The sequence below is a fragment of the Paenarthrobacter sp. TYUT067 genome (genome assembly GCF_023656375.1).
Taxonomy (GTDB): domain Bacteria; phylum Actinomycetota; class Actinomycetes; order Actinomycetales; family Micrococcaceae; genus Arthrobacter.
Genome location: NZ_JAMOIT010000008.1, coordinates 1 through 14,076 on the forward strand (window position 1 = coordinate 1; position 14,076 = coordinate 14,076).

The following is a 14,076-nucleotide window of genomic DNA, read 5'->3' on the forward strand; positions in this document are numbered from 1 at the left end:
ACGGCCGTCGCCAGCTGCCCCGGACGGAGGCAGCGGGCGACGGCGGTCTGCACGTCAGGCTACGAAGCGCACGTGAACTTCGCATCACCCCAAACACCATGAGCGCCGTTGATGGATCCGGAGGGGTCCACCACCAATTCCACGTATGCAGCACCCGTGAGGTCCACGGATACGGCCTCAGGGGCGAATCCTGGAGTGTACGTCCGCGACTGGTACTTGTTCACGCCGTCGGCATTGACCTTGAAGATGATGTTGCCGCCGAAGCCGCTCTCAAGGCCCACCTGGGAGGTGAATGAGGTGCACTTCCCTCCAAGGTAGTAGGTGATCTTGGATGCCGCGTGGACGCCCAGGCCTTTGCTGAACACAGGCTGCTGACCGGTTGCAGGATCGGTGTAGTTGATGGCCAGCGGCTTGTCCGGCGATGACGCCGAGTCCTTGTTGGCTACGTTCTTTCCGATCACGCCGTAGCCGTTCAATGCTTGGACCCACGGCGTTTCAGAGGCGTACACCGAACCAAGCGGTACGGCAGGCAGCGGCTGCGATGTCACCTTCCAGTCGAAGAACTTCACTCGAGTGTCGGTGGGCAAGGTGACGGAGGCCAGCTCTTTGGTGGGGTTGAGCCGGACCGTGTTGGAGAACGCCTGGTACTTGTACTGTGTGTACTCCGGCGACGGCCCGTTGGCGTTGTTCCTACCCTGTTCGGAAACGGCCACCACTGCCCCGTTGAGGACGGACGGCTGCAACCAGTTGGGGAAGAAGATGGATTGCTGCTCGGTGGTCCCGTCCGCGTACGTAAGCGTCAACACCGGGCTGGTTCCGTTGCCCACCGCGGCCGATCCGAGCACTGCCAAATGCGTGCCCTTGCCCTTGACTGCAATGGTTTGCGCCGACAGCGCCACCGAGTTGGGGACATCGGGTCCGACGGCCGGCCACGTGTAGTCAACCTGCGTGGGCTTTCCGGCGTCCACCGTCACCGTGCTGCCCGGTTGGACTCCACCGGCAGGAACCGTAGCGGCCGCCAGCTGTTCGGCAGCGAAGGTGGCCCCTCCGCCGTCGAAGTTTCCTAGTGCCTTGCCCGCCACGGTGGTGATCGAGACGGTGTTGTAGGCGGCTGCCAAGGAACCGTAGGCGACATAGATCTGGTTGCCGCCGGTTACAGACTGGTTGGATCCGGAAGAAGCGTACGACGCCGATACCCGCACGGTCTGTTGGCCCGCCTTCGCGCTGGTCCCCGGCTTGATAACGAACGTGGCGGTTGCAGTAGCACCGCCTTCCACCTTGGCGGCGGTTGCCCCGGAGGAAGAGACCACAGTCCAGCCCTCAGGGAGCACCGGAGTCAGCACCACGTTGCTCTTTGCCTTGGTTCCAGTGTTCACGAAAGCCGCGGTGACGGTGGTTTCCTGATCCTGGAAGACCTGCTGGCCGGTGGTCACACGAACCTCGGCTGCGGTGTCCTCCTGGCTCTTGCCGCCCAGCGGACCGGCCTGCTGGAGCTGGACTGTGGCGGACTGGTTGGAAGCGATGGACCCTGTCTTCACCCAGATGGTGCCGTTGTTGGCCTCGTCGAAGAACCAGCCGGTGGTTGCTGCAGCATAAGCGGCCTGGGTGGAGTGCTGGGCCAGCTTGGTGCCGCCGATCTTGACGTCCTTGGGTGCTGCTCCGGCGTGGACCTTCAGTTCGTATGGACGTGCCTCCGCCTTGCCGGTGTACTCGCCCTTCCGCTCACCGATGGTCACTTTGACACTGCTGTTGCCGGTACCCGGAGCGTCCACCGAGAAGAGCTGGCTGGAAGATTTGCCATCCTTGAATTCGCGGGTCACCTTGTCGTCCTCGTACAGAGTGAAGGTGTCCTGGCCCTTGGCGTAGACGTCCAGAGTGATCATGGAATCTTCAGGAACCAAAGACGCGTTACGGGCAACAATTCCTTGCGGGATCACAGCACCTGCACGAACGAAAACCGGAAGCTTGTCCAGCGGTGCGTTGTAGCCGTTGAGGATCTGGCCGCCCTGGTAGAGCTTGCCGGTCCAGTAATCCACCCATTGCTGGCCTGCCGGGAGGAAGATGCCGTTGCGCACGTCGGTCTGGGTGAAGACCGGGGCTACCAGGAAGTCGGAACCGAGCATGAACTGGTTGTTTGCCTCGGCGCCGTAAGACCATTCCTGGTCAGGGAACTCAAGAGCCATGGAGCGCATCATGGAAACGCCGCTTGTGGATGACTCCTGAGCCAGCGTGTAAATGAAGGGCATGAGCTGCTGGCGGAGCTGGAGGTACTGGCGGTTGATGGCTGTAGCCTCGTCGCCGTAGAGCCACGGACGCTTGTCAGTGGCTGCCCAGCCGGACATGGAGTACAGCGCCGGGGCGAAGGCCTTCCATTGGAGGTCGCGGACGTAGGACTCAGCGGAACCGCCGAAGATGCCGTCAACATCGCCCGTGGTGAATGCCAAACCCGAGTTGCCGGCGCCGGTGAGGGCCGAAACCTGCCAGCGGACGGCGTCGAGGTTTCCTGAATGGTCACCCGTCCACTGCATGCCGCAGCGCTGGGAGCCGGCCCAACCTTCCACCATCAGCGAGGTGCCGCGGGCATTTGAATACTGTTCGATGCCGCCGTGCGCCGCTTCGCAACCGGTGAGTGCCTGGCGGTAGCCCTGGCCTACCCACGCGACGTCCAGCTTGCGGAGCCGGACGCCGGCCTCGCCCACTTCGTACTCCTGGTTGGTCAGGGAACGCTGCGTCCAGAGGCCAACCTTGAGGTCGGTTTCTTCCTCGATGTTGCTCACGGTTTCCGGGAGTTGCTGGTACTCGCAGCCGTAGCCGTCGTTGACCAGCATCCAGCCGGCGGGCATGTCGTTCTCCACGAACTTCCGGGCCGTCTTGATGGCGTCGGGCGTGCGCTGCTTGGCGCCGTCGGGATCACCGTAGCCCGAGGAGGAGTACCCCGGGTTGGAGCGGTTGTAGCAGTCGGCGTCGCCGTATTCCAAGGCGTAGACCGGGGGCATCATGGGCTTGCCGGTCAGCGTGGTGTACGCGCCAAGGGACTGCTTGTAGTCGCCCACGAAATAGTAGGCATCGAAGCGCTTTTCCTCATGCGTGGTGGTGGGCTGGCCGCCGAAGTTGTAGGAGCCGCGGGCGAAGGTGTCGCGAAGGACGCCGTAGCCCTTGGAGGACATGTAGTACGGCACGGCGTTGGGGTAGCCGTCGTCGTCCCAGTCGAAGTTCTTGGCAATGTTGATGAGTGCGCCGGTGTGCACGGAGCGGCCGTTCTGCATGCCGCCGCCGATGAACTGCTCGCCGTCCTGCTGGGCGAGGTGCTGCGTAGCTGAGTTGGCGCCGAAGGTGATGGGGGCGGACTCCTCCAGAACCAACGAGCCGTCAGTCCTGAGAACCCGAAGCTGTGTGGTGGCTTTGTTGATCTCAACGCTGATCTTTGGGGTCTTCAGGACCAGCCAGTCGCCGTCGGTCACGGTTGGGGTGGCGCCGGGGAACTTATCCTTACCCACCACAATGTTGGCGGTCCGGGCGGGATCACCTTGGTCAGTGTTGGCGGGATCGGTGAATTTTCCGCTGGGGTCAGCTTCCAGGCGGAAATTGCCGTCGTCCAGGAACGTGACGCGGATGGCGCCCTTCTCCGCGGAAAGGTTGACGACGTTGCCGGACTGGGTAAACCCGGTCACCGCTCCGAGGGGTACTCCGGCGGCATCGACAGGTACCTCTGGGGTAACGGTTTTGATGGCCGCGGGATCACCTGGAGCGGCATTGGCGGCCGCGGCAAAGGTGAGTGCGGGGATGGTTCCTGCGAGGAGCAGCGAGGCTAGGCCGAGGGAGGCGGCCTTCCTGACTAGCTTTTTGGTGCGTCCGGAGCTGCCTGGGGCAGTGCCGGATAAGCCCAATGTGGGTGCGGACATGTGAGGCCAACTTTCGACGAGTGACTTTTTGTGATCTAACTCATAGCGAAACGTGCACTAATCGTCACCGCAAAAAGATCAAAGGTCAACCGTTTAACCAAAATTCGAACCCGACTGAGTCGCATTTGTGCGCGTTTTGGGCGCTCAAAACGCGCACAAATGCGACTCAGTGGGGAAGAGTCAGCGCGAGCGGATAATCCTGCGTTGCGTCGCCACGGCTATGGCAGCGGTCCGGTTGTCCACGCCGAGCTTCGAGTAAATGTGCACCAAGTGGGTCTTCACCGTGGCCTCGGAAATGAAGAGTTGCTTGGCCATGGCACGGTTGCTCATACCCGTTGCCAAGAGCTCCAAAAGTTGTACTTCCCGGGCGCTCAAAGCCGGGGAAGGATTCCGGATCCGGCCCATGAGCCGCGCCGCAACCTCCGGTGCCAACGCGGTTTGCCCGGCCGCCGCGGACAACACGGCCTGCCGGATCTGCTCCGGCGGGGCGTCCTTCAGCATGTAGCCACTCGCACCAGCCTCCACGGCGGCGAGGATGTCGGCGTCGGTATCGTACGTGGTCAGAATCAGCACCGGCGGCGGGGGAGTCCCGGCCTCGCCCGCCTTGATCTTCTCCGTGGCCGTCACGCCGTCCATGCCGCTGCCCATCTGCAGGTCCATGAGCACCAGGTCCACGGGCTCACCCAAAGTATTGAGCTTGCTGAGTTCCACCAGCGCGGCATCACCGTCAGCTGCCTCCGCAACCACGGTCACCCCCGGGAAGTCGGCGAGCATGGCCCGCAGTCCTGCCCGAACAACCGGGTGGTCATCCACCAACAACACCCGAATCTCACTCACGCGGCACCCCCATCCGCCGGCAACGGCACCCGGATCGCAACCACGGTCCCCTCACCGGGCGCCGACTCAATCTCCAGGCTGCCGTTCAATGCGGCCAGCCGCTCACGCAAACTCTGAAGCCCGACGCCGGTTCCGTCGCCACGCGCCGTACCGGCCGCCGTCGAGGGCTCGAATCCAATCCCGTCGTCGAAAACGTCCAAGGTCACCTCAGCGCCCAGGAAAGACAGGGTCACGACGGCGGTGCGCGCGTGGGCGTGCGCCCATACGTTGGCGAGGGAAGCCTGCGCGGCCCGGAGCAGGGTGGTCTGGTACGTATTCGGCAGTTCCATGGGCGTACCCACCAGCTCGAAGCGGCAGCGCAGCGTGGACCCCCGGGCAGCCGCCTCAGTCTCCGTTTTCTCACAGAGGCGGCTGAGGGTATCCACGAGTCCCGAGCGCTCAAGATCCGGCGAACGCAGGCCGCGCACAAAGCTCCGCGCCTCGGCAAGATTGGCAGACGCCGTGTCCTGAACCGTTCGTAGCCGCTCCCGTGCAGCACTGGCGTCGCCATCGTCCAACGCTTTCTCGGCGGACCTGCCCATCAGGACAATGCTTGAAAAGCCCTGCGCCAAGGTGTCGTGGATTTCCCGGGCAAGCCGTTCGCGTTCGGCCAGCATTCCGGCGTCGTGCTGTGTCTGTGCGAGTTCGGCGCGGGTTCTGCGAAGCTCGTCGGCAACAGCGCGCTGATTCTCGGCTTCGACGAACAAAGCGCGATAGGCCAAGCCCGTGACCACCGCGAATGCTGCCCCGAACACCGGTCCAAGGACCATCGCAAGCTGCAGGCCGCCGTCGGACGAACCCCGGCTATGGAACCACAGCGTGCCCACCAGAAGCGCAGTGCTCACAGCAATCGCGGGCAAAGCAAGCGCGCGGGGGAGCAGGTGCAGTTGCAGGAAGAACAAGGGGAAGGCAACCCATGCGAAGTCGCTGCTGACTAGGAGGAGCAGCAGCCATAGGAGCATCACCGCGCCAAGCCACCAGCGTGCGTAGGGTGTGGGATTGAACCGGGTGGGATGGCTTGCATGGCGTTTTTCCAAGAGAGTCCCGCTGAGGTACACCAATGCCAGCAGGGCCGAAAGACTTAGTCCGGCAATCACAGCAACAGCCGACGCCGGACCGTTGGTTCCCATTCCCGTCACCAAGCGGACAACGGCCACCAGCAGCAGAACCGCGAAACCCAGATGAAGGCTCACGCGCAGCACGCGGAGGATTGTGGCGGCGCCAGCGGGAGACTGCATGCTTCACAGCGTATCCCCGGCGCTCCCTCCATAAACCAAATTTCGCGCCCCAGGGCCTGAATCAACCATTCGGATGATCGCCGGTTCAACCCCACGATGCCAGCCGATCCATCCGGCTCCCGATGCCCCTGCGGCCTATCGCCGGAAGAGTTGAGATAGCCGGGATCAAGCCCGCATTGAATCGAAGGAATCCGATGTTTCTTGCCATCCGCGACATCCGCTTCGCCAAGGGTCGTTTTGCGCTCATGGGCAGCGTGGTCGCCCTGATCACGTTGCTGCTGGTCATGCTCTCCGGGCTGACTGCAGGCCTGGGCAACCAGTCGACGTCCGCGCTGGGGGCCCTGCCTGTGCAGCAGATTGTTTTTGGTGCACCCGCCGGAGGTGATCCAAAGGCCTCGTACACCGAATCCGAAGTTTCCCCTGTTCAGCTCGGAGCCTGGCGGGACCAGCCGGGTGTGACGTCCGCGGAGGCGCTGGGAATCAGCCAGACCCGTTTCCAGTCGTTGGGTGGCGGGGGGACCCCGACCGGAACCGCGAACGTCGCAGTCTTTGGCGGCGCGATTGCTCCATCGGCTGTGGAGGACGGGACGGTGGTGGTGGGTGAGTCGCTGGCCAAAGAGCTGACGCTGGAAGTTGGCAGCCGGGTTCGTGCGGGCGGGACAGACCTGACGGTTTCAGCCGTTGTGGAGGACCAGTGGTACTCGCACACCGGCGTGGTGTGGACAACGCTGGAGACCTGGCGGACCATCGCCCACGCAGCACCTGGCACCGCAACGGTCATCACCGCAACCTTCGACGCCGGAGCTTCCGTGGACCTCGACGCCGCCAACGCGTCGGCCGGCACGGTCAGTACGGACCCCGTGGGTTCGTTCCAGGCACTTGCCTCGTACAAGAGCGAGAACGGCTCACTCATGCTGATGCAGGCATTCCTCTACGGCATTTCGGCCTTGGTGATCGTCGCGTTCCTCACAGTGTGGACAGTGCAGCGCACACGCGACATCGCCGTCCTCAAGGCGTTGGGGGCTTCGTCCGGCTATGTGTTGCGGGACGCCCTCACCCAGGCGGCCATGGTGCTGCTGGCAGGAGCGGCTGTGGGCGGTCTTCTGGGCTTGACCGGCGGAACGTTCGCGGCCCAGGCCGCACCTTTTCTGATCACACCTATGACCACGCTGCTGCCTATTGCAGGAATCATCCTCCTGGGCCTGGCGGGCGCAGTCCTGGCGGTAAGAAGCGTCACCAAAGTGGATCCGCTGTTGGCACTCGGCGGCAACTAAAACATTCCTAGAAAGGCATGCATCGTGAGTACAGCATTGAACCTGGTCAACGTTTCCCTCGAATACCCGGACGGCACCTCAACCCTCAAGGCGCTGGACGCCGTCAACCTGAGCGTGCATAAAAGTGAGTTCCTCTCCCTTGTAGGACCCTCCGGTTCCGGCAAGTCCTCACTTCTCGCCGTCGCGGCGACCCTCGTGAAGCCCACAGCCGGGCTGGTGATCATCGACGAAGAGGACGTCACCGCCTTTTCGGACGCCGAACGCACGGCCCTTCGCCGGGACAAGGTGGGCATCATCTTCCAGCAACCCAACCTGCTACCGGCACTGACCGCCGTCGAGCAGTTGCTGATACGTGAGCACCTCCGGGGCAGGCGTGTGCGCGGAGAACGGGAGAAAGCAGCTGAGCTGCTGGAGGTCGTTGGCCTGTCCGACGCTGCGCATAAGCGCCCACACCAATTATCCGGCGGCCAGCGCCAGCGGGTGAATATTGCCAGGGCCCTCATGGGGAGCCCCACTGTTCTTCTGGTCGACGAGCCAACGGCCGCGCTTGATCACGAACGCAGCGAGTCGATCGTCCGGCTACTCCGGCGGGTCACTAACGAGTTCCGCACCGCCACCGTCATGGTCACTCACGACACCGAGTTCCTTCCCCTCACCGACGCCGTCGCGACTATGAGGGACGGACGCATCAGCCGCGCCTTGGTTCCGTCGGCGCAACCCAACTAACTAGCAGCAGAGCGCGTTTTGAGCCGTCAAAACGCGCACTGCTGCGACCTAGTTGGGTGAGGCGGCGTAGTCAGGGGTAGTTACAGTCCTACGCCTAGCCCAGGTACGCGCATTCTAAATATGTCCTTGAGGGCATATCTTGCCGCGTGATACCCGGCCATTCCCGTCACTCCGGGCCCCGGCGGAGTAGACGAGGAACACAGGTACACGCCGGAAATGGGGGTTCGCCACGGCACGTTGGAGACCACCGGCCGTTGCACCAGGCCCCGCAGGTCCAACAGACCTGCACTGAAGTCTCCCCCAACATAGTTCTCGTTATATGCGGACAGTTCCGCCGCCGTCGTGGTCTTCGATGCCACCACGACGTCGCGGAAGCCAGGCGCGTAACGCTCAATGCGAGCCATGACGGCTTCGGCCATATCCACGGTGGAGTTCGCAGGTACGTGGCAATAGGACCACAGAACGTGGCGGCCCTCCGGCGCCCGGGTGGAATCAACCACCGATGGCTGGGACACCAGAACGTACGGCTCCGTTGGGTGTTTGCCCATGTCCACCAGATTCTCCGACTCGGCCATCGCCAGCCTCGAACCACCAACGTGGACAGTCCCGGCCTTGGCCAATCCAGGGTCGCGCCACGGAACGGGTTCGGACAGGATGAAGTCCACTTTGCACGCTGCATTCCCGAATCGGAATGTTTCCAACGCCCGGCGGTAGCGGTCTGGAACTTCCGCACCACCCACGCGCGCCAGAGTTGGCGGGGCAACATCCAGCAGTATCGCCTTAGCGGGCCGGACCTGGTCCAAGGAGTCCACACGCTCACCCACGTGGATTGTGCCACCGTGGGCCCTGAGGTCGTCAGCCATTGCTGTGGCGATGGACATCGAACCGCCAACAGGTACCACCCAACCACCTGCGTGGGCCAGCACGCTGAGCAACAGTCCGGCACCCGTTGAACTGAGGGACGGTTGCGAGCCAAGGGCGTGGGACATCACACCCGTCAACAGGGCCGGTGCGGCATCCTCGCGGAAACGTCGCATCCAGAGCGGCGTCCCTTGATCCAGAGTGGCCAAACCGAACCTGACAGCCGCCATGGGATCCTTTGGAATGCGCAGGAGTTGGTTGGACGTAAACTCCACCACCCCGTCCACGCGCTCCAGCAGGGGCTGCAGCAGCCGACGGTACGCCTGCCCATCGACACCCAGCTCCTCAACCGTCCGGTCCAGGGATTGGTAGGCCAGGGCCGCCCCTCCACTGTCCAGCGGTGTGCCGTGCTGGACCTCCGGCAGCCGCAATTCCACGCGCTTCGACAACTCAAAATCGCGGAAGAAGGGGGACGCCACCGCCATGGGGTGCACCGCTGAGCAGATGTCGTACAGGTAGCCGGGTTCAATCAGCTCGCTGGTCCTCGATCCACCGCCGATCGCATCAGCTGCCTCGTAAAGGTGGACACTCAGGCCGGCGCGGGCCATCACCACTGCGGCGGCCAGGCCGTTAGGACCGGCACCGACGACGGCGACATCAACCATCGCTGTTTACCTCCGTACGCTGGGGTGCTTTGGGATCGGTAGTCTCCACCGTAGCCCGGGGACGCCACGGCAGGACTGACCGTGACGGGCGGAACACATCGAGCCGCAACCAGTCCCGGGCACCGTCGAATGGTCCCCCATGCGGATCATCCTCGCCATGGGCGCGGAGTGGGTCTTGGGCGGGATCCCAGATATCCATCACCACCCGCGCCATGAGATATGCGGTGGCAACCATGTGCAATCCCACGGCCAGCACGTAGTAGGACATGTCGATGTTGTGCTGGACGGAGCCGCCGCTGGTCGTTTGGCCCAAGTACATCCAGACGGCCGCCCAGTGCAGCCCCTCGGCCGCTTGCCAGATGAGGAAGTCGCGCCAGCGGGGCCGGGCCAGGGCAAGCAGCGGTATGAGCCATATGACGAACTGCGGGGAGTACACCTTGTTGGTCAGAATGAAGGCGGCAACCAGAAGGAACATCAGTTGGGCCAACCGGGGTCGCCGTGGGGAGCAGAGGGCCAAAGCACCAATAAGGACGCACGCGAGGACGAACAGGGACAGGGCCAGCGCGTTGACGGTTGCGCCGTCAATCTGAACCCAGCGAACCCGGTCAGCCACGAGGTTGTAAGCGAACCACGGTGAGCTGTACCCGGCAGGGCGGTTTTGGCTGAATTCGAAGAAGTATCCCCATCCCGATGGATTCAGTGCTGCTATGGGCAGATTCACTGCCAGCCAGGATGCCAAGGCTGTACCAGCAGTAATGAAGAATGCGCGCAGCTTGCCGGTGCGCAAAGCCAGCACCAGCACTGCACCAAGTAGGAGGACCGGATACATCTTGGTGGCCGCTCCTAAGCCGATGAACACACCGGCCAGGATCAGCTTGTCCCGCGAGAAGAAGTACATGGCCAGGGCCAGCAGTCCCACGGCCCACATGTCCCAGTTGATGAATCCGGCCAGAATGATCCCCGGGGCCACTGCCACCATGGCGGCGTCCCAGGGGCGGAGCCTGTTGATCCTTGCGGTCAGGAGCACCGTGACGATCCAAACGGCGACTATCAGTGTTGCGTTGATGTCGAAGTAGCCCAGCACGCGCTCGTTTCCAGCGCCTTGGCCGGGCACGAGCAGGGCCGTGATGCCGGCGATGACGCCCATCAGCACCGGGTATTCGAACAGGCTGCCTTGGGTGAAGAACGGAAAGGCACCGTCACCCAGGCCGCGGTTCCGGAAAAGCTCCGGAAAATCCGAATAGCACGTCGCATAAAACTGGCCGGGAGTCTCCCAGCCACGGACTCGGCAGTAGTCCTTGGCGAGCACAGCCAGCAGTGCAGCGAATACGGTGAGGATGATCAGGACGCGTTCCACAGTGAACGGACCGGACGCCACCTTCCCGGGGGAGGAGTGTTTCCCCAAGGGCCCGCCCACAAGTTCAGTGAAATTTCGAAGCAGGGAGTCACTGCGGCTTGGAACCACAAAGCGGGCACGTTTTTGCAGCCGGTGAGGCTTCGTATCCTGCATGGGATCGAGCTTACAGTCCTCCGGGGTTCCACAAGATGAGGAGTTCAGGGTTCCCCACGTTAAAAGGGGAGGAGCCCACGCGTAGCCGCGTGGGCTCCTTGAGGTTCAGCATGAATGTGTGGCATCTGAACTCCTTCGGGCTCAGCCGTTGGGCATCAGCGGATGAGTCCCATCTGGTGCAGGACAACGTAGACGTCTTCACGGCGCTGGTCAAGCAACTGGCCGTTGAACAGGGTGCGGTCCTTGGGAGCATTGGTGCTCTTGACGAACCGCATTTCTTCAGGGCGTTTTCGCATGGTTCACCTCCTTTCGGGAGATATGTAGTCGGAATTTAGACGCACCAATGAGAGCCATATGAATTCACAAGAAATCCAGGCTAAAAGGGCATAAATAACCGAGGCTAATAAAGGGGATTCGCGGACTGAACCCAAAAGGGATTCGTCGTGCAATAGCGCGTGCTTCCGGCAGCCGACCCAACAAGAAGCTGGTTCCGAACTATGGGGAAACTGCACCCGCGGCATGCTGCGTGGGTCCGCGCCTACAACTGACTACTCAGCCATCCAAAGATAGGAGGGCCTTAAGGAATACCGCCGGCAACAGGCCGGTCCGGTAATTCAGGAGTGGGTCAGAGAGCAAAAATGGCGCATGTCATCAGCAGAGGCCGGGGTAGCAGTGACGGTCAACTTCCGTCCGCTAGTCAAAGTAATCATTTTTCCCAACCTCCTTCCGGCCTTTACAGCCTGCTGTGGCATTGTCCCGGTTGACTGTACCGGTGAATGCGCGCCTTGTTCCCGGCGGGTCGCTCTGGGAACAAGATATAAGCTACCCCATGTAGATGGAGTTTGACCAGCGAAATTAGCTAATTCGCCTAAATTTTCTTTAAATACGAGTTTTATAGTCCCCAACGCACAATTGCAGGCGTCCGCTTATCCCAGCCGAGGGTGCACACTTTGGCCGTTCCCAGAATGAAGTGTCGGCCTTCGCTTGCATCCATTTCGAGCCAGCGGGCGGTAAGTATGCGGGAGAAATGACCGTGGGCCACTATCAGAACGTTGTCCATTCCTGATTCCAGGACTCGTCCAATGATCTTGTCGGCCCGGGCAGCAACCTCATCCAGGGTTTCCCCGTTGGGGACGCCATCTGTCCAGATGAGGTAGTCCGGGTTGTCCTTGCGGATCAGGTCCGAGCTGATGCCTTCATAGTCGCCGTAGTTCCATTCCACTGCCAGCGGCTCATGGACGGCCTCCGGGTAGCCTGCGAGTTCTGCCGTGCGGCGGGCGCGGCGCAGCGGCGAGGTCAGGACGAGGTCGAAGTCGATGCCTTCCAGGACCTTGCGCGCCTCAACAGCCTGCTGCTCGCCCTCAACAGTGAGGGGAAGGTCAGTCAGACCGGTGTACTGGCCGCTTTTGGACCATTCGGTCTCGCCGTGGCGAAGGATCCAGAGTTGCGGACGCGGTGAAGTCGCAGCGTTCATGAGGGCTCCTCAGTTTCGGTCAATGGCTCGACGACGGCGGACTCGGGTTGCGCTTCCCACCACGCCAGGAGTTTCTGCTCGGCTTCCTCGGGGGACAGTGGTCCGTGTTCCATCCGCTCTTCCAGAAGGAACTTATAGGCCCTCCCCACCACGGGGCCAGGCTTCAGTCCCAGAAGCGCCATGATCTGCGCTCCGTCCAAGTCAGGCCGGACAGCCGCCAGTGATTCCTGTTCCAGCAGCTTCGAGATGCGGTGCTCAAGGTCATCGTAGGCGAAGGACAAGCGGTCGGCCTTGCGTTGGTTACGCGTGGTGACGTCGGACCGTGTGAGGCGGTGGAGGCGTTCCAGCAAGGGACCGGCGTCGGTCACGTAGCGGCGGACTGCGGAGTCACTCCAGCCGGCATCGCCGTAGCCATAGAAGCGCATGTGGAGTTCCACCAGGCGAGACACAGCTTTGATCGACTCATTGTCGAAACGCAGTGCCTTCATTCTCTTCGCAGTCAGCTTGGACCCCACAACATCGTGGTGGCGGAAGCTGACCGCGCCGCCCGGTTCAAAGCGGCGCGTAGCCGGCTTGCCGACGTCGTGCATCAACGCGGCGAACCGCAACACAAAGTCGGGGCCGGGAACCGGGCCGTCAGGACCCGTTTCCAAGGCAGCAGCCTGCTCCAACACCTGCAGCGAGTGCTGGTACACGTCCTTGTGCCGGTGGTGCTCGTCGGCTTCGAGGCGCAGCGCGGAAACTTCGGGGAGCACGAACTCAGCCAGCCCGGTGTCCACCAGGAGATCAATGCCCACACGGGGGTGCGCTCCATTGATGAGCTTGACCAGTTCTTCCCGGACACGCTCGGCGGAGATGATCTTGATGCGGTCGGCCATTTGGGACATGGCCAGCCGGACGTCGTCGTGGACCGACACGCCGAGCTGGGAAGCGAAACGGGCCGCGCGCATCATGCGCAAGGGATCGTCGGAGAATGATGACTCCGGGGCACCCGGCGTGGCGAGCTCCGAGGCGTGGAGGTCGCGGACGCCGCCGAACGGATCCACGAGTTCAAGGCTGGGCAGCCGCAGCGCCATGGCGTTGATGGTGAAGTCGCGGCGCAGGAGGTCGTCCTTCAGGGAGTTGCCGAACGCCACCACGGGCTTCCGCGAATCGGGATCATAAGCTTCTGCACGGTACGTGGTGATTTCGATCTGGAAACCACTCTTCTTCATCCCGATCGTGCCGAAAGCACGGCCGATTTCCCAGAAGTTGTCCGCCCACTTCTTGATGACGCCAATGGTCTGGTCCGGCGTTGCGTCGGTGGTGAAATCGAGGTCCGGGGATGTCCTTCCCAGGAAGAGGTCGCGCACAGGTCCACCCACCAGCGACAGCTCGAAGCCGGCATCGACAAAGCGCTGCCCGAGGTCGAGCACCACCGGGTCGATGGTGAAGTTAACTGAAGAGCTGTCCAATACGTGCGCCATAGTCCCTTAAGCTTGGCAGATTTTTACTCGGCAGTGGGCCACTGTTCCATGCGAAATCAGGCATGTGTCCACAGACCATCGCCC

10 protein-coding genes are annotated in these 14,076 nt (G+C 62.5%); 2 read left to right on the forward strand and 8 right to left on the reverse strand.

Features of this window, described 5'->3' with window-relative positions:
- Window positions 1-59: 59 nt before the first annotated feature.
- From MOD31_RS08770 to MOD31_RS08780, 3 genes are all read right to left on the reverse strand, one after another.
- Entirely contained in the window at window positions 60-3,902 is a 3,843-nt protein-coding gene (locus MOD31_RS08770) for an NPCBM/NEW2 domain-containing protein (RefSeq protein ID WP_250820374.1), read from the reverse strand.
- A gap of 180 nt (window positions 3,903-4,082) precedes the next feature.
- Complete coding sequence (locus MOD31_RS08775; RefSeq protein WP_308196358.1) at window positions 4,083-4,739, reverse strand: response regulator transcription factor; 657 nt, start codon at window positions 4,737-4,739, stop codon at window positions 4,083-4,085.
- A complete protein-coding gene (locus MOD31_RS08780) occupies window positions 4,736-6,016 on the reverse strand; it encodes a sensor histidine kinase (RefSeq protein WP_250820375.1) in 1,281 nt (426 codons plus the stop codon). Before MOD31_RS08780 ends, MOD31_RS08775 begins: the two co-directional genes overlap by 4 nt.
- A gap of 194 nt (window positions 6,017-6,210) precedes the next feature.
- Here MOD31_RS08780 and MOD31_RS08785 point away from each other — a divergent pair, with 194 nt between their 5' ends.
- A complete protein-coding gene (locus tag MOD31_RS08785; protein WP_250820376.1) occupies window positions 6,211-7,290 on the forward strand; it encodes an ABC transporter permease in 1,080 nt (359 codons plus the stop codon).
- Between the two features lie 24 nt (window positions 7,291-7,314).
- Window positions 7,315-8,016 (forward strand): ABC transporter ATP-binding protein, encoded by a 702-nt coding sequence (locus MOD31_RS08790; RefSeq protein ID WP_250820377.1) that lies wholly within the window; start codon window positions 7,315-7,317, stop codon window positions 8,014-8,016.
- A gap of 80 nt (window positions 8,017-8,096) precedes the next feature.
- Here MOD31_RS08790 and MOD31_RS08795 read toward each other — a convergent pair whose 3' ends face one another.
- From MOD31_RS08795 to MOD31_RS08815, 5 genes are all read right to left on the reverse strand, one after another.
- The gene (locus tag MOD31_RS08795) at window positions 8,097-9,542 is read right to left on the reverse strand and encodes an NAD(P)/FAD-dependent oxidoreductase (protein ID WP_250820378.1); all 1,446 of its coding nucleotides are present in this window, start codon (window positions 9,540-9,542) and stop codon (window positions 8,097-8,099) included.
- Window positions 9,535-11,052 (reverse strand): glycosyltransferase family 87 protein, encoded by a 1,518-nt coding sequence (locus tag MOD31_RS08800; protein ID WP_250820379.1) that lies wholly within the window; start codon window positions 11,050-11,052, stop codon window positions 9,535-9,537. Before MOD31_RS08800 ends, MOD31_RS08795 begins: the two co-directional genes overlap by 8 nt.
- Before the next feature lie 155 nt (window positions 11,053-11,207).
- Window positions 11,208-11,348, reverse strand: coding sequence for a hypothetical protein (locus MOD31_RS08805; protein ID WP_166841991.1), 141 nt, complete (start codon window positions 11,346-11,348; stop codon window positions 11,208-11,210).
- Between the two features lie 596 nt (window positions 11,349-11,944).
- Window positions 11,945-12,526: a histidine phosphatase family protein gene (locus MOD31_RS08810; protein ID WP_142937308.1), complete on the reverse strand. Its 582-nt coding sequence runs from the start codon at window positions 12,524-12,526 to the stop codon at window positions 11,945-11,947.
- Window positions 12,523-13,992: a CCA tRNA nucleotidyltransferase gene (locus MOD31_RS08815; RefSeq protein ID WP_142937307.1), complete on the reverse strand. Its 1,470-nt coding sequence runs from the start codon at window positions 13,990-13,992 to the stop codon at window positions 12,523-12,525. The genes MOD31_RS08810 and MOD31_RS08815 overlap by 4 nt, the downstream gene beginning before the upstream one ends.
- Window positions 13,993-14,076: the final 84 nt, after the last annotated feature.

What these genes read in the sequence shown, in the direction of transcription:
- MOD31_RS08770 (WP_250820374.1), bottom strand. Translation starts at nt 3,902, where the DNA reads ATGTCCGCACCCACATTGGGCTTATCCGGCACTGCCCCAGGCAGCTCC.
- MOD31_RS08780 (WP_250820375.1), bottom strand. Translation starts at nt 6,016, where the DNA reads ATGCAGTCTCCCGCTGGCGCCGCCACAATCCTCCGCGTGCTGCGCGTG.
- MOD31_RS08785 (WP_250820376.1), top strand. Translation starts at nt 6,211, where the DNA reads ATGTTTCTTGCCATCCGCGACATCCGCTTCGCCAAGGGTCGTTTTGCG.
- MOD31_RS08795 (WP_250820378.1), bottom strand. Translation starts at nt 9,542, where the DNA reads ATGGTTGATGTCGCCGTCGTCGGTGCCGGTCCTAACGGCCTGGCCGCC.
- MOD31_RS08800 (WP_250820379.1), bottom strand. Translation starts at nt 11,052, where the DNA reads ATGCAGGATACGAAGCCTCACCGGCTGCAAAAACGTGCCCGCTTTGTG.
- MOD31_RS08805 (WP_166841991.1), bottom strand. Translation starts at nt 11,348, where the DNA reads ATGCGAAAACGCCCTGAAGAAATGCGGTTCGTCAAGAGCACCAATGCT.
- MOD31_RS08810 (WP_142937308.1), bottom strand. Translation starts at nt 12,526, where the DNA reads ATGAACGCTGCGACTTCACCGCGTCCGCAACTCTGGATCCTTCGCCAC.
- MOD31_RS08815 (WP_142937307.1), bottom strand. Translation starts at nt 13,992, where the DNA reads ATGGCGCACGTATTGGACAGCTCTTCAGTTAACTTCACCATCGACCCG.